The sequence below is a fragment of the Mycobacterium sp. NGS22 genome (assembly GCF_059813095.1).
In genome coordinates, this window is the sequence record NZ_JCALDY010000002.1 from 148,502 (window position 1) to 167,273 (window position 18,772).

Here is an 18,772-nt window from a genome sequence, read left to right on the forward strand (position 1 = left end):
GCTGGCGGCCCCGGCGTTGATAGCATCCATCCACGCACGCGGAGGAGGCTGCGCTGGTGGCGGACGGGAAGGCGTTCGGGCGTTACCGATTGCTCGAGGTGCTCCGCCGGGCTGGCACCGGGACCGTGTACCGGGCTCGGGACACGATGATGACGCGCGATGTGGCCATCAAGGTGCTCCCCGAGGAGTCTGCCGACGACCCCGCCTATCAGGAGCAGTTCCGGTCAGAGGTGTCCATCGCGGCCCAGCTGAACAACCCGAACGTCATCCCGGTCTACGAGGCCGGCGAGATCGACGGGCAACTCTATCTGGTGGTGCCGATTCTGGACGGCGTCGATGCGCGGAGTCTGCTCCGGAGCGACGGGGCGATGAGTCCGGCGGCGGCGGTGCGCACCATCGAGCAGGCTGCCGCGGCACTGGAATCCGCACACCGGTCGGGTCTGGTGCACGGCGATGTGAAGCCGTCGAACTTGTACGTCGTCGGCGGGGAATTCGTGTATCTGATCGACTTCGGAGCGGGCGCGATCGGCCTGGACGCGGCGACCGATAGCTGGCCGTACCTGGCCCCGGAGCGCCTGGGCCCCGATGCCGCCACTAGTGCCCCGGGTGACATTTACGCCCTGGCTTGCGTGCTCTACGAGTGTCTGACCGGACAGCAGGCGGTGCGGGGCGACAGCTTCGAGCAGTATGCCGCCGCGCATTCCGACGGCAAGCCACCTCGGCCCTCCGATGCCGACCCGGCGATCCCGATCGGATTCGACGAGATCATTGCGCGCGGCATGGCCAAGAACCCCGCCGACCGCTACCAGAGCGCACACGAGTTCGCTTGTGCCGCAAGGGAAGCACTCACACCCGCGGGAGGTGCCGCGGCGGTCTCGGCAGATGAACGCGAGTTCGGCCGCTATCGACTACTCGAAGTCCTCGGCGCGGGCGGCATGGGCGCGGTGTACCGGGCCCGCGACACCGAACTGAACCGGGATGTCGCCGTCAAGCTGCTGCAGCCGGGACTGGCCGTCGAACCCGGCTATCAGGAGCGCTTCCGCCGGGAGGCCTACACCGCCGGCCGATTGGCCAGTCCCAACATCATCCCGATCTACGAGGCCGGCGAAATCGACGGCCGGCTGTATCTGGTGATGCCGATCATCGACGGTGTCGACGTGCACACCGTGTTGTCGCGGGACGGGGCGATGGACCCCGAACGAGCGGTGCGGGTGATCGAACAGGTCGCGTCCGCCTTGGAAGCGGCGCACAAAGCGGGGTTGGTACACCGCGACGTCAAACCGTCGAACTTGTTGATGGTCGGCGAAGAGTTCGTGTATCTGATCGACTTCGGACTCGTCCACGAAGCCTCTGCCGCTCGCCTGACGGTCACCAACATTGCGCCGGGAACTCCTGCCTACATGGCTCCGGAGCGCTTCGCCGCGGGGTCGATCGCCGATGCCCGCGCCGACGTGTACTCGCTGGCCTGCGTCCTCTACGAGTGCCTGACGGCGCAATTGCCTTTTGCCGGCGACAGTCTCGAGCAGCTCGTCGTCGCGCACCTGTCCAACGACCCGCCGAGACCGAGCAATTTCGCCCCCGCCATCCCCGCCGGGTTCGACGAGGTGATCGCGCGCGGCATGGCCAAGGACCCGGACGCCCGCTACCAGACGGCCAACGAGCTGGCAGTTGCCGCCCGCAAGGCCCTCACCGACACCGGACCCGCGACGCCGGTCAGCTCCGGTGAACCCCTACTGGACGAGACGGTGCTGGCGCCCGCCCCACGACGCAATCGTCGCCGTGCCGTCGCCGTCGCCGCGGCCGTGGCCACCCTCGTCGTCGTCGCGGTTGCCGCAATCCTGTTGATCGACAACCCTTTTCGTGCCGCGGATCCGCTGACGCAGACCGTGCTGCCGTTCAATGGCCTGGAGCGGCCGCTGGGGATCGCCATCGACGCCAAGGGCACCGTCTACGTCACCGATACCGGCCACAACCGCGTTCTGCAGCTCGCCGCGGGCTCGACAGAACAGACCGTCGCGCCGTTCTCCGGTCTGGACCAACCCGCCGATATCACCGCGGATGACCAAGGTGCCGTCGTGGTCAGCGAGTTGGTGAACCCCCGCGTGCTGCAGTTGACCGCGGGATCGACCGACCAGACCGTCCTGCCCTTCACCGGACTCGTGGAACCGACGGGCGTGGCGATTTCCACCGACGGGAAAGAGCACGTGGTGTACGTCGTCGACGCTCGGCGCAACAGGGTGCTGGCGTGGAACCCCCGCTCGGCCGAGCAGACGGAGTTGCCCTTCACCGGCCTGAATCATCCCTCGGCGGTGACGATGGACGGCAACGGCACTCTCTTCGTCGTCGATCGGGACAACGAGCGGGTCATCAAATTTCCCGCGACGGCGACGGTGGCGACGGTCCTGGCCTACGCGGTCGGTCGTCCGGAGTACATCGCCGTCGACGCCGACAACGACTTGTACGTGACCGACACCCGGCACAACAGCGTGCTGAAGCTGCTCAAGGCGTCGAACACCATGATCACGTTGCCGTTCAAGGGGCTTCGCAATCCCCAGGGTGTCGCCGTCGACGCGGCCGGGAACGTCTACGTCGTCGACGCCGGCAACAACCGGGTGCTCAAGCTGCCCCCTTCGTAGGCCGAGCAGACGCAAAAGCCCCCGTTTTCGTGCCGAAAAGGGGGCTTTTGCGTCTGCTCGCGCAAGCTAACGGGAGAACATCACCGCGCGCTTGACCTCCTGGATCGCCTTGGTGACCTCGATGCCGCGCGGGCAGCCCTCGGTGCAGTTGAACGTGGTGCGGCAGCGCCACACCCCGTCGACCTCGTTGAGGATGTCGAGCCGCTCGGCGGCGGCCTCGTCGCGGCTGTCGAAGATGAACCGGTGCGCGTTGACGATCGCCGCCGGCCCGAAATAGCTGCCCTCGTACCAGAAGACCGGGCAGCTGGTGGTGCAGCAGGCGCACAGGATGCACTTGGTGGTGTCGTCGTAGCGGGCGCGGTCGGTCGGACTCTGGATGCGTTCGCGGGTGGGCGGGTTGCCGGTGGTGATCAGGTACGGCTTGATTGCCCGGTAGGCGTCGAAGAACGGCTCCATGTCCACCACCAGGTCCTTCTCCACCGGCAGCCCGCGGATCGGTTCGACCGTGATGGTGAGTTTCTTGCCCGGCTTTTTTGGCAACAGGTCGCGCATCAACACCTTGCAGGCCAACCGATTTACGCCGTTGATGCGCATCGCGTCCGAGCCGCAGACGCCGTGCGCGCAGGAACGCCGGAACGTCAGCGTCCCGTCCAGGTAGCCCTTGATGTAGAGCAGCAGGTTGAGCAGTCGGTCGCTGGGCAGACACGGCACCCGGAAGCTCTGCCAGCCCCCGGTGGCGGCGAACTTGTCGGGGTCGTCGGGATTGAACCGGGCGATCTTGAGGGTCACCATTACCGCGCCGTCCGGGACCGGCGGCAATGGAGGTTCCAGCGGGTCGGGGTTCGCGACCTCTTTCTCGAGGCTTGTCATCAGTACTTCCGCTCCTTGGGCTCGTAGCGGGTCTGCACCACGGGTTTGAAGTCCAGCTTGATGTCACTGAGCAGGTGGGTGCCGTCTTTGTATGCCATGGTGTGGCGCATGAAGTTGACGTCGTCGCGGTTGGGATAGTCCTCACGGGCGTGACCGCCGCGGGACTCCTTGCGATTCAAAGCACCGACCACCGTGACTTCGGCGAGCTCCAGCAGGAAGCCCAGCTCGATGGCCTCCAGGAGATCACTGTTGAACCGTTTTCCTTTGTCCTGCACGGTGATTCGTGAATAGCGCTCCTTCAACGCGTGGATGTCGGTGAGCGCCTGTTTGAGCGTCTCCTCGGTGCGGAACACCGCGGCGTTGTTGTCCATCGTCTGCTGCAGGGCGCCGCGGATGTCGGCGACGCGCTCGTTGCCGTGCTCAGAGAGGATGTCGGCCACCCAGCCGACCACCATCGATTCCGGATTCGGTGGCATGTCGGCGAAATCGTGACTCCGAGCGTATCGCGCGGCGGCGATGCCGGCGCGCCGGCCGAACACGTTGATGTCCAGCAGCGAGTTGGTGCCCAACCGGTTGGCGCCGTGCACCGAGACGCAGGCACACTCGCCGGCCGCGAACAATCCCGGCACGGTGTTGGTGTTGTCGCGCAACACCTGACCGGTCACCGTGGTGGGGATGCCGCCCATCACGTAGTGGCAGGTCGGGTAGACGGGGACCAGTTCGTGTACCGGGTCCACGCCGAGGTAGGTGCGGGCGAACTCGGTGATGTCGGGCAGCTTGGCCTCCAGCACCTCCTCGCCGAGGTGACGGACGTCGATGTAGACGTAGTCCTTGTTGGGGCCCGCCCCGCGTCCCTCCAGCACTTCCAGCACCATCGAGCGGGCGACGATGTCGCGCGGGGCCAGGTCGACGATGGTCGGGGCGTAGCGCTCCATGAAGCGTTCACCCTCGGCATTGAGCAACCGGCCGCCCTCGCCGCGCACCGCCTCGGAGATCAGGATGCCCAGTCCGGCCAGGCCGGTCGGGTGGAATTGGTGAAATTCCATGTCCTCCAACGGAAGTCCCTTGCGGAACACGATGCCGATGCCGTCGCCGGTCAGGGTGTGCGCGTTGGAGGTGGTCTTGTACATCCGCCCGGATCCGCCGGTTGCCAGCACGATGGCCTTGGCGTGGAAGACGTGGATGTTGCCCGTCGCCAGCTCGTAGGCGACCACCCCGGTGGCCACCGGACCGGTCGGGGTTTGGGTGAGCACCAAGTCGAGTGCGTAGAACTCGTTGAAGAACTGCACGTCGTGCTTGACGCAGTTCTGGTACAGCGTCTGCAGGATCATGTGGCCGGTGCGGTCGGCCGCGTAGCAGGCCCGGCGGACCGGGGCCTTGCCGTGGTCGCGGGTGTGCCCGCCGAACCGGCGCTGGTCGATGCGGCCCTGCGGGGTGCGGTTGAACGGCATCCCCATCTTCTCCAGGTCCAGCACGGCGTCGATGGCCTCTTTGCACATGATCTCCACCGCGTCCTGGTCGGCGAGGTAGTCGCCGCCCTTGACGGTGTCGAACGTGTGCCACTCCCAGTTGTCCTCTTCCACGTTGGCCAGCGCGGCGCACATGCCGCCCTGGGCGGCGCCGGTGTGGCTACGGGTGGGGTACAGCTTGGTCAGCACTGCGGTACGAACGCGCGGACCCGCTTCCACCGCGGCCCGCATCCCGGCCCCGCCGGCGCCGACGATCACCACGTCGTATCGGTGTTGCTCGATCACCGCGCACCTTTCACGAGATGTTGGGGTTGAACGTCATCAGCACATAGGTCCCGAGCATCAGCGTGAACACCATCGACACCGTCAGCAGCGCGTTCAGCCAGAACCGGGTGATGTTCTTGCGGCTGTAGTCGTCGATGATGGTGCGAATGCCGTTGCCGCCGTGCAATTGCGCCAGCCATAGCAACAACAGGTCCCACACCTGCCAGAACGGCGACGCCCAGCGTTGCGCGACGAAATTGAAATCGAGGCGGTAAACACCGTCGTCCCACACCAGCATGATGAACATGTGCCCGACCACGAGCAGTACCAGCGCGATGCCGGAGAACCGCATGAACAGCCAGGCGAACTTCTCGAAGTTGGGGATGCCGGCCCGACGGCGCGGTGAGCGCGGATTGTCCAGGCTGGCCGGACGGTAATGGCTGCGTTGCCGAACCGGCGCCAGTTGATCGGGGCCGCGCTGCAGATTCGGAGTGCTCGTCACAGGTGCTCCCAGGCATGGATGCCGATCACCACGCCGGCCATCACGAACGGCACCAGGAAGGCGACCGCGACGATCCACAGCATCCTGCGTTGATGGCGCGGGCCCTCGGACCAGAAGTCGATCAGGATGATGCGGATCCCGTTGAGGGCGTGGAACAGGACCGCGGCCACCAGGCCGAATTCCATCAGCCCGACGATCGGTGTCTTGTAGGTCGACAACACCTCGTCGTAGGCCTGCGGACTCACCCGCAGCACCGCCGCGTCCAGCACGTGGACGAACAGGAAGAAGAAGATCGTGGCCCCGCTGATGCGGTGCAGCACCCAGGCCCACATGCCGGGGTCGCCCCGGTACAGCGTCCGTGGTGGCCGTCGTTTGCGTGAGGATCCCAGAGGCGCCGGATCCGCCGTCGTCGTCGTTTGAATCACCCGCCTTGAATGCGACCTGAAATTGCCCGGAAAACCGCTATCAAACATAACGCCGTCAGATAGCCGCTGGTCCTGAATGATCCGATAAAAATCGCATGTCGTTTCCGCGTTAGGCTGGCGGCACTGGAAGTCCGTCCTCGGCCGAGCGGGGTAACGAGATGCCTGGCATTGATTGGAATATGCTGCGCGACAAGGCTTTTCGCGCGACTTCTGCCGCTTACGCACCTTATTCGGGCTTTCCGGTGGGCGCTGCCGCGCTGGTTGACGACGGTCGCGTGGTCACCGGGTGCAATGTGGAGAATGTCTCATATGGTCTTGGTCTCTGTGCGGAATGCGCTGTGGTGTGTGCCCTGTACACGTCCGGCGGGGGCCGACTGCTCGCGCTTTCCTGCGTCGACGGCACCGGTTCGGCGTTGATGCCGTGCGGCCGATGCCGCCAGGTGTTGCTCGAACACGGCGGTCCGGAAATGCTGGTCGACCACCCGGCCGGCCCCAAGCGGCTCGGCGAGCTGCTCCCAGACGCATTCGGCCCCGACGACCTCGCCCGGGAATCCCGTTGACGGACTTGCCATTCGACGCGCCGACGGTCATCCGCGTCAAGCGCGACGGCGGGCGGCTTTCCGATGCCGCGATCGACTGGGTGATCGCGGCCTACACGTCCGGGCAGGTCGCGCCCGAACAGATGTCGGCGTTGTTGATGGCGATCTTCCTGCGCGGCATGGACGGTGGCGAGATCGCCCGCTGGACCGCGGCGATGCTGGCGTCGGGACCGCGGCTGGACTTCACCGACCTGGGCCTGGCCACGGTGGACAAACACTCCACCGGCGGGGTCGGCGACAAGATCACGCTGCCGCTGGTGCCCGTGGTCGCAGCATGCGGTGGGGCGCTTCCGCAGGCGGCTGGACGCGGGCTGGGCCACACCGGCGGCACGCTGGACAAATTGGAATCGATCGCCGGGTTCACCGCTGACCTGTCCAGCCGGCGTGTGCGCGCACAACTGGTCGAGGTCGGGGCCGCGATCTTCGCCGCGGGCGAGCTGGCGCCGGCCGATGCCAAGCTCTACGCGCTGCGCGATGTCACCGGGACCGTCGAGTCGCTGCCGCTGATCGCCAGCTCGATCATGAGCAAGAAGCTGGCCGAGGGAGCGGGCGCGCTGGTGCTCGACGTGAAGGTCGGCTCGGGCGCGTTCCTGAAATGCGAGCGGGAATCCCGCGATCTGGCCCGCACCATGGTCGAACTCGGCGCCGAGCACGGAGTGCCCACCACCGCGCTGCTCACCGACATGAACTGTCCGCTGGGCGCGACCGTCGGCAACGCGCTGGAGGTCGAAGAGTCGCTGGAGGTGCTGGGCGGTGGCGGGCCGCCCGACGTGGTGCAGCTGACGGTCCGGTTGGCCGAGGAGATGCTGGAGTTGGCCGGGCTCGACGGCCGCGACCCGGCGCAGACGTTGCGCGACGGCACTGCCATGGACCGGTTCCGCCGGTTGATCGCCGCTCAGGGCGGAGATTTGGCGAAACCGTTGCCCATTGGTGGGCATTCGGAAACCGTGACCGCCGCCCGAAGCGGCACAATGGGCGACATCGACGCGATGGCAGTGGGGCTGGCGGCTTGGCGGCTCGGCGCGGGCAGATCCCGCCCCGGGGCGCAGGTCCAGCACGGCGCCGGTGTGCGGATCCATCGGCGCCCGGGCGATCCGGTGGCCGCGGGTGAGGCGTTGTTCACGCTCTACACCGAGACCCCGGAGCGCTTCGGTCCCGCGATGGTCGAGTTGGAAGGCGCGTTCAGCGTGGCGGATTGTCCGCCCGCGCCGCGGCCCCTGATTATCGATCGGATCACGCGATGAGCCTGAGTCTGGAGCAGATCCGCAAGGCGCCCAAAGCGCTGTTGCACGACCACCTCGACGGGGGGCTGCGGCCGTCGACCGTGCTCGAGATCGCCGAGCAGGTCGGGTACGACGGATTGCCGGCCGACGACGTCGAGGCGCTGGCGAGGTGGTTCCGCACCCGGTCGCACAGCGGCTCGCTGGAGCGCTACCTGGAACCTTTCTCGCACACCGTGGCGGTGATGCAGACCCCGGACGCGTTGTACCGGGTGGCCTACGAGTGCGTGGAAGACCTGGCTGCGGACTCCGTGGTGTACGCCGAGGTCCGGTTCGCACCCGAGTTGCATATCAATCGCGGGTTGTCGTTCGACGAGGTCGTCGACGCGGTGCTGGCCGGTTTCGCCGCGGGCGAGAAGGCAAGTGCCGCCGACGGTAACGGCATCAAGGTGCGCTGTCTGGTCACCGCGATGCGGCACGCCGCGATGTCACGCGAGATCGCCGAGTTGGCAATCCGGTTCCGGGACAAGGGCGTCGTCGGATTCGACATCGCCGGTGCCGAAGCCGGGCACCCACCGACCCGGCACTTGGACGCTTTCGAGCACATGCGGGACCACAACGCGCGCTTCACCATTCACGCCGGTGAGGCGTTCGGGCTACCGTCCATCCACGAGGCGATCGCGTTCTGCGGTGCCGACCGGCTGGGCCACGGGGTACGCATCGTCGACGACATCGACGTCTCGTCCGACGGGGTCCGGTTGGGCAGGCTGGCATCTATCTTGCGGGACAAGCGAATTCCGCTGGAGCTGTGTCCCAGCTCCAACGTGCAGACGGGCGCCGTCAACAGCATCGCCGACCATCCGTTCGATCTGTTGGCGCGGGCGCGTTTCCGCGTGACCGTCAACACCGACAACCGGTTGATGAGCGATACCACGATGAGTGAAGAGATGCAGCGACTGGTGGAGGCGTTCGGCTACGGCTGGACCGACCTGCAACGGTTCACGATCAATGCGATGAAGTCGGCGTTCATCCCGTTCGACGAGCGGCTGGCGATCATCGACGACGTGATCAAGCCGCGGTATGCGGTGCTGATCGGGTAGCAGGACTGCGCGAAAACACGTACGGGCGCCGGGCGCCCGGCGCGAACCTACGACCCCGTCGGCGCAGAAATACGCGTTCCTACCGATGGCTGTGGCCGCGAGAAATAGGACAGTCGAGTTGTCCGGAATTCCCCGGCTACTCCCCAAGGAGACTGACATGAAGCACTTGCCCCGTACCGCGACCTTCGGCCGCAAAGCCACCCCGTCCGAGCGGCGCAACCGCCCGCGGGCGAACGACTCCAAGCGTTACGTGTACCTCGAAGATGCTGCCATGTCCCGCGCCATGTACCGCCTCTAGCGGGTCGATGCGGTGGCAACGCATCCGGTGGCCATCCTGCTACGCGCCGGCAGCTCCGGACGGGCCCATAGCGCACTGAGAAGTCGAGTACCCGGCTACTCAATTCGCGAGTGAGCAGCCGTGGGACGGTAGCGCGAGGATCAGAGCTTTGCTGGAGGGCGACATGTCGCAGGTAATGGTGGCGCCGGACCTGGTAGAGGCGGCGGCAACGGATTTGGCGGCCATCGGTTCGGCACTCGAGGCGGCGCACCTCGATGCGGCGGCTCCGACGCTGGCGATCGCTCCCGCGGCGGCCGATGAGGTGTCGGAGGGCATCGCGCAGATGTTCTCGCAGCAGGGCGCGGACTATCAGAAAGTGGCCGGGGCGGCGGCGGCGTATCACGAACAGTTCGTGCAGCATTTGACCGAAAGTGCCGGCGCGTACGCGACCGCCGAGGCCGCTGGCGCGGCGGGGCTGCTGTCGCCGATCGCAGCGGTGTTCGGCCAGCTTGCCGGAGCCTTCTGGACTCAATCAATACAAATATTCGGCGAGTTTGCCAGCTGGCTATATGTGGTCAATCCGGCTTTGGTCGCATTCCTCGGGGGCGTGGCCCTACTCTCCATCATCGCGCTACTTTTGTTATTCGTTTTCACGGCCAACTTTATTTTTCCGGCTATCCCGCAGCCGTTGCTCACTTTATTCTCTGTGCTATTCGGTTAGTCACGTCGTCTGCGCGGTCGGCCAGTGAATAACATCGCTGATGTGCAGCTGCCAGAACATATCCGGTCCGACGAAGCCACCGTGTTCCCGTTGCCCGACGGACGCACGCTGGCCTACCTGGAGTGCGGCGACCCCGTCGGCTACCCCGTGTTCTACTTCCACGGCACCCCGAGTTGTCGGCTGGAAGGTGTCCTTGCCGATGGCGCCGCGCAGCGGCACGGCTTCCGGCTGATCGCGGTCGACCGTCCCGGGTTCGGACGGTCGACCTTCCAGCGTGGTCGCACCTTCCTGGACTGGCCGGCCGATGTGTGCGCGCTGGCCGACGGCCTCGGCGTGGACGATTTCGGTGTTATCGGGCATTCCGGCGCTGGACCGCACCTGTTCGCCTGCGGCGCGCTGATCCCGCAGGAACGGCTGAAATTCATTGGTGCGCTTGGACCTTGGGGTCCGCTGGCGACACGGGAGATCAGACGAAGTCTCAATTCGACTGACCGTCTCAATGCGCGCCTGGCGCGGTACGGACCACGGCCCTTTGCTGCCGCTTACGCTCCGCTCGGCTGGTGCGCCAGATACCGCCCGGGGCTGTTCACCCGGTTGGTCACGTCGTCGCTGCCCGACACCGACCACGAACACACGCGCGCTGAACTGTTCCTACGGCACTTCCGTGCCATCTTGCAGGAGGCGTTCCGTCAGGGTGGGCGCGGCCCCGCGTATGAGACGTTCCTCTTGTACCGCCCGTGGGGCTTCGGGGTGGACGAAGTGGCGGTTCCGACCCACATTTGGCAGGGCGATCGCGACACGTTCATCCCGGGCGCCATCGCTGAGTATCTTGAGCGCACGATTCCTGCCGCCGACTTGCACTGGTCGCCGGGCAAAGGCCATTTCAACATCGAGGACTGGGACGCGGTTCTCGCCGCGTGTGCCAGCGATATCTAAATAGCGAACAGGAAATCCCGCAAGCGCAAATGGCAGGTGGATCGAAGGTGGGATTGCGCGGCCGCCGCTATTCGCGCCGCAGTCGCGAGTCCACGAACGACTCCAACTTCTCCCACGCCCGCACCGCCGAGGCATACGGCCCCGCGGGTTTGCCGACCGAGTCCGGCTCCAGCACGTAGGCGATAAGCTTGCCCAGCGGCTTGCCCGGCTCCAGCGCCTTGTTGACGGTGCTCTCCTCGGAATAGTCACCGACGTCGCGCAGCAGTTCGACGGCCAGGTCGAGTTGCTCACGGTCCACCGCTTCCGGGCCGTCGGCGAAGTCGTCGGCCAGGCCGCTGAGCACGTAGACGTTCTCGTCGGTGATGTCGACCTTCAAGGAGCCGTCGGTGGCGGCGGTGCGGATGTCGTCGTAGGTGGCCAGGTCCGACAGGTCGTGGTCGTGCTCGTCGGCCAGATAACGGGCCAGCGCACGCTCGGAGGTGAACACGCTGATCCGGCCATTGCGGCCCAGGAAGATGGGCTGCTCGTCGAGGTAGCAGCGCAACGTGTAGAAGGTCCCGGAACTGGTCATGATCCGGATCGGGTCGATGCCGACCTCGGCCCAGAAATCGTCGGCGCCGCCCAGGATGACGGTGTCGCCTTCGGCGCGGCCTTCGTCCTCGTCGTCCTCGTCGTCCTGGTCGGATTCGGACTCGTCGGATTCGGTTTTGTCGGACTCGGATGACTCGGACTCGGACTCGGGCTCGGGCTCCGCCTCAGCCTCGGCCTCTTCGGCCGACTCTTCCTCTTCGATTTCCTCTTCGAGCTCGTCGGCGGCCTTGGCCGACAGCTTCTCGTCGACCTCGGGTGTGCTGACGACGTCGTCGAGGGCCTTGAGCACGTCGTCCCAGCTGCGCGCGATCACCTCGCCGATCGTGTTCCAGCGCTTCTGGCCGGCCTTGCCGGTGAAGTGCCCGATACCGCCGGACACCGTGCCCAGGCTCGGGTTGCCGTTGAAGAACTTCGAGATCGCCGGCAATTCGCACACCGATCCGATGGACGACACGATCGCCAGCGCGCCCGCCAGTGCCTGCACCGACTCCTCGGTCGGCTTCTCGGCCACCAGCTCCTCGACGGCAACCAGGTCGAACCGCTTGTCCTCAGCCGGCTCCAGCTTCTGCGCGTGGGCCTCGGTGACGCCTTTCCACGCCGGGTGATCGACCAGGTCGTTGTCGGTGTCGCTGCGCACGAAGGCAACCAGGTCGGCAACGTCGTCGAAAACGTAGAGGTCCTCGTCCTTGCCCAGGAACGCCTCCCACTCGTCCCCGGAGTCGCGCCAGCGGGGCGCCCACAGCGTGTAATGGTCACCTTCGGACAGGCTCAGGCGGATGGGCACGAGGTCAGCAGCCATGCGGCACACAATAGCGACCCGGCCCGTTGCCGCTTACCCGCCCCAAATAGTTGCGATGACGGGAGCATTGGCCGCGTAACCCGTTTTGGGCAGCCCGTACATCTCCTCGAGGGTGGACAGCACGTTGTAGTGGCTGATCGTTTCGTTGTAGGTGCCGGGGCGGACGTGTGCGCCGTAGAACACCGTCGGGATCTGATTGCGGGGACCGCCGTCGTCCTCGTCCCACGTCACGATCAGCAGGCTGTTGTTGGCCTTGGCCCAGTTCGCGTAGGCGGCCAGGTGAGTGTTCAGCCAGGCGTCGCCCTGGGCGATCGACCCGTCGTGCATGTTGTTGTCGTTGTTCGGGATGACGAACGACACCGTGGGCAGACTCGCGTAGTTGCCGGGTTGCGGGAACGCCGAGAACGGCACCGACACCGTCGGCGGCACGTTGCTGAAGTTCACCCACGGCACGTGCTTGCGCCCGTACTTGCCGGCTCCGCAGACCGTCGAACCCACGGCGGGCAAATCCTCGGAGTAGCCGCCGAAAGTGCGTCCCGCGGCCAGCAACCCGGTCGCCAGGTTCGGTTGGGCGCCGACTTCGACCGGACAACTGTCCTTGGTCAACCCGAACGTGCTGCCGGCGAACATCGCCAGGTAGTTCGGTTCGCTGGGATGGGTCTCGGCGAACGACTGGGCCATCATCGCGCCATTGGCGGCGAGTGCGTTGATGAACGGCGCCGTCTTGTTGCCGATGATGTTGGCCTGCGAGCGGTTCTCCTCCACCACGATCACCACGTGGGCGAAGCTCGGCAGGGTCGCCGCGGTGAGGGCTATGCGGGTCCCGGGGCTGGCCAACACCATCGCCGCCAACGCCGCCAGGACACAGAAAACCCTGGTCAGGCGCTGTCTGGACGCTCGCATGCCCGGAGTATATGGGCGGGCCAGACCCCCCTCGGCGACGAAATCGCCCGCTGAACCGGATCGTTATATATGGTCACCGTTCGTGGACGTGCACGTCGTCGATCACCCGTTGGCCGCGGCCCGGCTCACCACGTTGCGGGACGAACGCACCGACAACGTCGCGTTTCGCGCCGCCCTGCGTGAACTGACCTTGGCCTTGATCTACGAGGCCACCCGGGACGCGCCGACTGAACCGGTACCGATCCGCACGCCGCTGGCCGAGACGACGGGGATGCGGTTGGCCCGGTCGCCGTTGCTGGTGCCGGTGCTGCGCGCCGGTCTGGGCATGGTCACCGAGGCGCATGCGATGTTGCCGGAAGCGCACGTCGGGTTCGTCGGTGTCGCTCGGGACGAGCAGACCGCCCGTCCGGTGCCCTACCTCGCGTCGCTGCCCGACGACCTGTCCGAGCTACCGGTCATGGTGCTCGACCCGATGCTGGCCACCGGGGGATCCCTGGTGCACACCGTGGGTCTGCTGCAAGAGCGCGGTGCTCACGACATCACCGTGCTCTGTGTGGTCGCCGCTCCGGAAGGCATTGCGGCACTGGCGGAAGCGGCGCCGAACGCGCGGCTGTTCACCGCGGCCGTCGACGACGGGCTCAACGAGATCGCTTATATCGTGCCGGGATTGGGCGACGCGGGCGACCGCCAGTTCGGGCCTCGCTGAGTCACCACTTTTCGACGTCTGCCACGAGTCGGTCCCGCAGCGCCCGCGCGCGGGCACGGGCCACGTCCAGGTCTGCCGTCGGTGCGCAGCGAATCTCTAGATAGCACTTCAGTTTTGGTTCGGTGCCCGACGGTCGCACCACGACCCGGGTTCTCGCGTCGGCCTCACCGCGGGTGAAGATCAGGGCATCGGTGATGTCGGTCATGTCGAAACCCGCCGGCGGTGACTCGCGCAGTCGGCGCATCAGGGCCGCGGCCTCGTCGGTATTGGCGACCCGGCGCGGCACCGCGGCCACCTCGTGCACGCCGTGGCGGCGGGCGAGGTCGTCCAGCGCGTCGGCCACCGTGCGGTCTCCCAACGCCGCGACCAGGTCGCAGAACAGCACCGCGGCGCTGATGCCGTCCTTGTCGCGCACGGCGTCCGGGTCGACGCAGTGCCCGATCGCTTCTTCGTAGGCATAGACCAGGCTTCCTGGGCGGTCGGCGTCGGCGCGGGCCAGCCACTTGAACCCGGTCAAGGTTTCGACGTGGCGCGCGCCGTGGTGCGCGGCGATCGCGGCCAGCATGCGGGAGGACACCACGGTGCTGGCCACGGTGCGCGGCTGCGCGGCGGGTTGCGAAAGGATGTAATCGCCGAGCAGCCAACCGGTTTCGTCGCCGGAGAGCATCCGCCAGCCGGACGGCCCCGTTATTCCCACGGCGCAGCGGTCGGCGTCGGGATCCAGCGCGATCGCGACGTCGGCGTCGACGTCGGCGGCCAGCGCAAGCAGGGCATCGGTCGCCCCCGGCTCCTCCGGGTTGGGGAAGGCGACGGTGGGGAAGTCGGGATCGGGCGCGAATTGCGTTGCCACGGTGTGGATATCGTCGAAACCGGCGCGCCGCAACGTTTCGATGGCCAGCGCCCCGCCCACCCCGTGCATCGGCGTCAACGCCACCCGCACGCCGCCGCTGCCGCGACGCACGGCAGCGGCGCGCTGGATGTAGCGCTCTCGAAGATCGGTGTCCGCGGGTGCGACGGGGGTGCGGGCGATCTGGTCGGCCGGCGGCGCGGCGGTCATCGCCGCCTCGATCCGCCGATCGGTAGGGGAGACGATCTGCACCCCGCCGTCGAGATACACCTTGTACCCGTTGTCGGTGGCGGGATTGTGCGAGGCGGTGATCTGGACCCCGGCGACCGCGCCGGTTGCGCGTACCGCGAAGGCGACCAGCGGCGTCGGCACCGGTTCGGGGAACATCAGCACCGAAAATCCTTGCGCGGCAATGGCTTCTGCCGCGGCGTTGGCAAACGCCGCCGATCCGTGCCGGGCATCGCGGCCCACCACCATCGTTCCGGTGCCCTCGCTCGTCTGCGCCAGTGCCCAGCTGGCACGCAACACCACGGCGACATTCATCGCGTCCGGCCCGCCGCGCACCGGTCCGCGCAGCCCGGCGGTGCCGAAGGTCAGCGGGCGGGCGAACCGCGCCGCCAGCTCGTCGGGATCACAGGCGGCCAGTTCGGCGGCCGTCTGCGGGTCGGGATCGTGGGCGATCCAGGCATCGGGATTCAAGGGGGATTCACTGGAACCTGTTGATCACCTCGGCCAGCAGCGAACCCATCCGGGCCGCCGACGCTGCACCGGTGGCCAGCACCTCGGCGTGGCTCAGCGGCGCACCGGTGATGCCGGCCGCCGAATTCGTCACCAGCGAGAGCCCCAGCACCTCGGCCCCGGCCGCCCGCGCCGCGATGGTCTCGTGCACGGTCGACATGCCCACCAGGTCCGCGCCCAGCACCCGCAGCATCCGGATCTCGGCCGGTGTCTCGTAATGCGGACCCGGCAGCGCGGCATACACACCCTCGGCCAGCTCCGCGTCACATTCGCGGGCCAGCGCCCGCAGTCGCGGCGCGTAGGCGTCGGTCAGGTCGACGAACTGGGCGCCGACCAGCGGTGAGCGGGCGGTGAGGTTCAGGTGGTCACTGATCAGCACCGGCTGCCCGACGCGAAGGTCTGATCGCAAAGCCCCGGCGGCGTTGGTCAGCACCACGATCCGTGCCCCTGCCGCGCACGCCGCCCGGACCGGGTGCACCACGTGCTGCAGGTCGTGGCCCTCGTAGGCGTGGATCCGGCCGGCCAGCACCAGCACCCGGTGCGCGCCGACGGGCACCGACAACAACTCGCCGGCATGCCCTGCCGCGCGCGGCGGCGCGAATCCGGGCACCTCGGCCTGGGGCAGCGCGGCCGTCGGGGAACCCAGTGCCGCGATCGCCGGCGCCCATCCCGACCCCAGCACCACGGCGACGCCATGCTCGGCGATCCCGGTGCGTTCGGCGATAACCAGCGCGGCCCGCGCAGCGATGTCGTCGGGATCGGGCATCAGGCTGGTCACACTCGGCGAGCTTAGGCGATGAGATACTGCCAAGATGCCCGCACGCAACCCACTGGACAGCGTCGAGGCGTCGGTGCGGCAGCGGAGTTCCGACCTGGTCGAGTTGTCGCACGCCATCCACGCCGAACCGGAGCTGGCGTTCGGCGAGCACCGCAGCTGCGCCAAGGCCAAAGAGCTGGTTGCCCAGCGCGGCTTCGAGATCAGCGCGGTCGCCGGGCTGGACACCGCGTTTCGCGCCGACTTCGGCAGCGGACCGCTGGTCGTCGGGGTTTGCGCGGAGTACGACGCGCTGCCCGACATCGGCCATGCGTGCGGTCACAACATCATCGCTGCCTCGGGTGTGGGCACCGCGTTGGCGCTGGCCGAGGTTGCCGACGAGCTCGGCCTGACGGTGGCGTTGCTGGGCACTCCGGCCGAGGAGTCCGGCGGCGGCAAGGAGCTGATGCTGCGGGCCGGGGCGTTCGACGACGTCGCGGTGGCCGTCATGGTGCACCCCGGTCCCACCGACATCGCCGGAGCGCGGTCGCTGGCCCTTTCCGAAGTCACCGTGCGGTACCGGGGCAAGGAGTCGCACGCCGCCGTCGCGCCGCACCTCGGGGTCAACGCCGCCGACGCGGCGACCGTCGCACAGGTGGCGATCGGGCTACTGCGTCAGCAGCTGGCCCCCGGGCAACTCGTGCACGGCATCGTCACCGACGGCGGGCAGGCGGTCAACGTCATCCCGGGACAGGCGACGTTGCGGTATGCCATGCGCGCGGTCGAATCGGACTCGCTGCGCGAACTGGAGGGCAGGGCGTACTCCTGCTTTGCCGCGGGCGCACTGGCCGCCGGCTGTGAATACGACATCGACGAGGCCGGCCCGGCCTACGCGGAATTGAAGCCCGACGAGTGGCTGGCCGACGTGTGCCGCAGCGAGATGCTGCGCCTGGGCCGCGACCCGGTGCCGGCCTCCGTCGAAGCCGGGTTGCCGTTGGGCAGCACCGACATGGGCAACGTGACGCAGGTGATGCCGGGTATTCATCCGATCATCGGGGTCGATGCCGGCGGGGCCACCGTCCACCAACGTGCCTTCACCGCCGCGGCCGCGGGTCCCAGCGCCGACCGGGCAGTGGTCGACGGCGCAATCATGTTGGCGCGCACGGTGGTTGCGTTGGCCGCGGATCCCGCCCAGCGCGACCGGGTACTGGCCGCACAGGAGCGCAGGGCATGAGCCTGGTCGACAGCGCCGAATCCTGGTTGGCCGCACACTACGACGACCTGGTCGCCTGGCGGCGACACATCCACCGCTACCCGGAACTGGGTCGTCAGGAGTTCGCCACCACGCAGTTCGTCGCCGAGCGGCTGGCCGACGCCGGTCTGAATCCGAAGGTGCTTCCCGGTGGGACCGGCCTGACCTGCGATTTCGGTCCTGAGCATCAGCCCCGGATCGCTTTGCGCGCCGATATGGACGCGCTGCCGATGACCGAGCGGACCGGTGCGCCGTACGCCTCGACGATGCAGAATGTCGCACACGCCTGCGGTCATGACGCGCACACCTCGATCCTGCTCGGCACCGCGCTGGCGCTGGCGTCGGTGCCCGAGCTGCCGGTCGGGGTGCGGCTGATCTTCCAGGCGGCCGAGGAACTGATGCCCGGTGGAGCGATCGATGCGATCGCCGCCGGCGCGCTGACCGGGGTGTCGCGGATCTTCGCGCTGCATTGTGATCCGCGGCTGGAAGTCGGCAAGGTCGCCGTCCGGCTCGGACCCATCACGTCGGCGGCCGACCAGATCGAGATCACGCTGTATTCGCCGGGTGGGCACACCTCGCGTCCGCACCTGACCGCCGACCTCGTCTACGGGCTGGGCACGGTGATCACCGGGCTGCCGGGGGTGCTGTCGCGGCGCATCGACCCGCGCAACAGCACCGTGCTGGTGTGGGGAGCGGTCAATGCGGGCAACGCGCCCAACGCCATTCCGCAGTCCGGCGTGCTGGCGGGCACGGTGCGCACGGCCAGCCGGCAGACCTGGGTCGACCTCGAAGCGATCATCCGCGAGGCCGTCGCGGGTCTGCTGTCGCCGCTGGCCATCGAGCACACGCTGCAGTACCGCCGCGGTGTGCCGCCGGTGGTCAACGAGGACGTCTCGACGCGCATCCTGATGCACGCCATCGAAGCCGTCGGCCCCGACGTGCTGGCCGACACCCGGCAGTCCGGCGGCGGCGAGGACTTCTCCTGGTACCTCGAAGAGATTCCCGGCGCGATGGCGCGGCTGGGGGTGTGGTCGGGGGAGGGTCCGCAGTTGGACCTGCATCAGCCGAACTTCGACCTCGACGAGCGGGCGCTGGCGATCGGGGTGCGGTTGATGGTGAACATCATCGAGCAGTCGGCTATCTGCTGATCGGGCGAGCGCGCC

General features: G+C 67.5%; 18 protein-coding genes. 10 read left to right on the forward strand and 8 right to left on the reverse strand.

All coding sequences use genetic code 11. The features are described 5' to 3' along the window. Positions 1 to 56 precede the first annotated feature (56 nt). Positions 57 to 2,636 (forward strand): serine/threonine-protein kinase PknD, encoded by a 2,580-nt coding sequence (locus AC5Y47_RS02515; RefSeq protein ID WP_499941656.1) that lies wholly within the window; start codon positions 57 to 59, stop codon positions 2,634 to 2,636. Between the two features lie 66 nt (positions 2,637 to 2,702). Here the strand turns inward: AC5Y47_RS02515 and AC5Y47_RS02520 are convergent, their stop codons facing one another. From AC5Y47_RS02520 to sdhC, 4 genes are read right to left on the reverse strand one after another with little or no spacing between them, the layout of a single operon-like run. Further along, positions 2,703 to 3,506: a succinate dehydrogenase iron-sulfur subunit gene (locus AC5Y47_RS02520; protein WP_499941658.1), complete on the reverse strand. Its 804-nt coding sequence runs from the start codon at positions 3,504 to 3,506 to the stop codon at positions 2,703 to 2,705. Further along, positions 3,506 to 5,260, reverse strand: coding sequence for a succinate dehydrogenase flavoprotein subunit (sdhA, locus tag AC5Y47_RS02525; protein ID WP_499941659.1), 1,755 nt, complete (start codon positions 5,258 to 5,260; stop codon positions 3,506 to 3,508). Before sdhA ends, AC5Y47_RS02520 begins: the two co-directional genes overlap by 1 nt. Before the next feature lie 10 nt (positions 5,261 to 5,270). Beyond that, a complete protein-coding gene (locus AC5Y47_RS02530; RefSeq protein ID WP_499941894.1) occupies positions 5,271 to 5,702 on the reverse strand; it encodes a succinate dehydrogenase hydrophobic membrane anchor subunit in 432 nt (143 codons plus the stop codon). 35 nt (positions 5,703 to 5,737) lie between these two features. Beyond that, positions 5,738 to 6,073 carry a succinate dehydrogenase, cytochrome b556 subunit gene (gene sdhC, locus AC5Y47_RS02535; protein ID WP_499941896.1) on the reverse strand — a complete coding sequence of 112 codons (336 nt, stop codon included), beginning with the start codon at positions 6,071 to 6,073 and terminating at the stop codon, positions 5,738 to 5,740. Between the two features lie 251 nt (positions 6,074 to 6,324). Here sdhC and AC5Y47_RS02540 point away from each other — a divergent pair, with 251 nt between their 5' ends. From AC5Y47_RS02540 to AC5Y47_RS02565, 6 genes are all read left to right on the forward strand, one after another. Continuing rightward, entirely contained in the window at positions 6,325 to 6,726 is a 402-nt protein-coding gene (locus AC5Y47_RS02540; protein ID WP_499941661.1) for a cytidine deaminase, read from the forward strand. After that, entirely contained in the window at positions 6,723 to 8,009 is a 1,287-nt protein-coding gene (locus AC5Y47_RS02545) for a thymidine phosphorylase (protein ID WP_499941663.1), read from the forward strand. Before AC5Y47_RS02540 ends, AC5Y47_RS02545 begins: the two co-directional genes overlap by 4 nt. Then, on the forward strand, positions 8,006 to 9,085 hold the full coding sequence (locus AC5Y47_RS02550; RefSeq protein ID WP_499941665.1) for an adenosine deaminase: 1,080 nt from the start codon (positions 8,006 to 8,008) through the stop codon (positions 9,083 to 9,085). The genes AC5Y47_RS02545 and AC5Y47_RS02550 overlap by 4 nt, the downstream gene beginning before the upstream one ends. Positions 9,086 to 9,242: 157 nt before the next feature. After that, positions 9,243 to 9,383, forward strand: coding sequence for a hypothetical protein (locus AC5Y47_RS02555; RefSeq protein WP_499941667.1), 141 nt, complete (start codon positions 9,243 to 9,245; stop codon positions 9,381 to 9,383). Positions 9,384 to 9,531: 148 nt separating this feature from the next. Beyond that, on the forward strand, positions 9,532 to 10,083 hold the full coding sequence (locus tag AC5Y47_RS02560; protein ID WP_499941668.1) for a PE family protein: 552 nt from the start codon (positions 9,532 to 9,534) through the stop codon (positions 10,081 to 10,083). Between the two features lie 48 nt (positions 10,084 to 10,131). After that, positions 10,132 to 11,019 carry an alpha/beta fold hydrolase gene (locus AC5Y47_RS02565; RefSeq protein WP_499941898.1) on the forward strand — a complete coding sequence of 296 codons (888 nt, stop codon included), beginning with the start codon at positions 10,132 to 10,134 and terminating at the stop codon, positions 11,017 to 11,019. Between the two features lie 67 nt (positions 11,020 to 11,086). Here the strand turns inward: AC5Y47_RS02565 and satS are convergent, their stop codons facing one another. Beyond that, positions 11,087 to 12,409 (reverse strand): protein export chaperone SatS, encoded by a 1,323-nt coding sequence (satS, locus tag AC5Y47_RS02570; protein ID WP_499941670.1) that lies wholly within the window; start codon positions 12,407 to 12,409, stop codon positions 11,087 to 11,089. Positions 12,410 to 12,442: 33 nt separating this feature from the next. Continuing rightward, positions 12,443 to 13,312 carry an alkaline phosphatase family protein gene (locus tag AC5Y47_RS02575; RefSeq protein WP_499941672.1) on the reverse strand — a complete coding sequence of 290 codons (870 nt, stop codon included), beginning with the start codon at positions 13,310 to 13,312 and terminating at the stop codon, positions 12,443 to 12,445. A gap of 82 nt (positions 13,313 to 13,394) precedes the next feature. On the opposite strand from AC5Y47_RS02575, the gene upp reads away from it, so the two are divergent. Beyond that, on the forward strand, positions 13,395 to 14,018 hold the full coding sequence (gene upp / locus AC5Y47_RS02580) for a uracil phosphoribosyltransferase (protein ID WP_499941674.1): 624 nt from the start codon (positions 13,395 to 13,397) through the stop codon (positions 14,016 to 14,018). A gap of 1 nt (position 14,019) precedes the next feature. On the opposite strand, the gene AC5Y47_RS02585 is transcribed toward upp, so the two are convergent. Continuing rightward, a complete protein-coding gene (locus AC5Y47_RS02585) occupies positions 14,020 to 15,564 on the reverse strand; it encodes a phospho-sugar mutase (RefSeq protein ID WP_499941676.1) in 1,545 nt (514 codons plus the stop codon). Positions 15,565 to 15,571: 7 nt separating this feature from the next. Then, positions 15,572 to 16,369 (reverse strand): purine-nucleoside phosphorylase, encoded by a 798-nt coding sequence (locus AC5Y47_RS02590; RefSeq protein WP_499941900.1) that lies wholly within the window; start codon positions 16,367 to 16,369, stop codon positions 15,572 to 15,574. Positions 16,370 to 16,415: 46 nt separating this feature from the next. Here AC5Y47_RS02590 and AC5Y47_RS02595 point away from each other — a divergent pair, with 46 nt between their 5' ends. Together AC5Y47_RS02595 and AC5Y47_RS02600 are read left to right on the forward strand one after the other, a co-directional pair. Beyond that, complete coding sequence (locus AC5Y47_RS02595; protein WP_499941678.1) at positions 16,416 to 17,591, forward strand: M20 family metallopeptidase; 1,176 nt, start codon at positions 16,416 to 16,418, stop codon at positions 17,589 to 17,591. Continuing rightward, positions 17,588 to 18,757, forward strand: coding sequence for a M20 family metallopeptidase (locus tag AC5Y47_RS02600; RefSeq protein WP_499941679.1), 1,170 nt, complete (start codon positions 17,588 to 17,590; stop codon positions 18,755 to 18,757). The genes AC5Y47_RS02595 and AC5Y47_RS02600 overlap by 4 nt, the downstream gene beginning before the upstream one ends. Positions 18,758 to 18,772: the final 15 nt, after the last annotated feature.

Coding starts and splice junctions, on each gene's coding strand:
- AC5Y47_RS02550 (WP_499941665.1), top strand. CDS start 8,006: ATGAGCCTGAGTCTGGAGCAGATCCGCAAGGCGCCCAAAGCGCTGTTG.
- satS (WP_499941670.1), bottom strand. CDS start 12,409: ATGGCTGCTGACCTCGTGCCCATCCGCCTGAGCCTGTCCGAAGGTGAC.
- AC5Y47_RS02595 (WP_499941678.1), top strand. CDS start 16,416: ATGCCCGCACGCAACCCACTGGACAGCGTCGAGGCGTCGGTGCGGCAG.
- sdhC (WP_499941896.1), bottom strand. CDS start 6,073: ATGTGGGCCTGGGTGCTGCACCGCATCAGCGGGGCCACGATCTTCTTC.
- AC5Y47_RS02575 (WP_499941672.1), bottom strand. CDS start 13,312: ATGCGAGCGTCCAGACAGCGCCTGACCAGGGTTTTCTGTGTCCTGGCG.
- AC5Y47_RS02555 (WP_499941667.1), top strand. CDS start 9,243: ATGAAGCACTTGCCCCGTACCGCGACCTTCGGCCGCAAAGCCACCCCG.
- AC5Y47_RS02540 (WP_499941661.1), top strand. CDS start 6,325: ATGCCTGGCATTGATTGGAATATGCTGCGCGACAAGGCTTTTCGCGCG.
- AC5Y47_RS02520 (WP_499941658.1), bottom strand. CDS start 3,506: ATGACAAGCCTCGAGAAAGAGGTCGCGAACCCCGACCCGCTGGAACCT.
- AC5Y47_RS02600 (WP_499941679.1), top strand. CDS start 17,588: ATGAGCCTGGTCGACAGCGCCGAATCCTGGTTGGCCGCACACTACGAC.
- AC5Y47_RS02590 (WP_499941900.1), bottom strand. CDS start 16,369: ATGCCCGATCCCGACGACATCGCTGCGCGGGCCGCGCTGGTTATCGCC.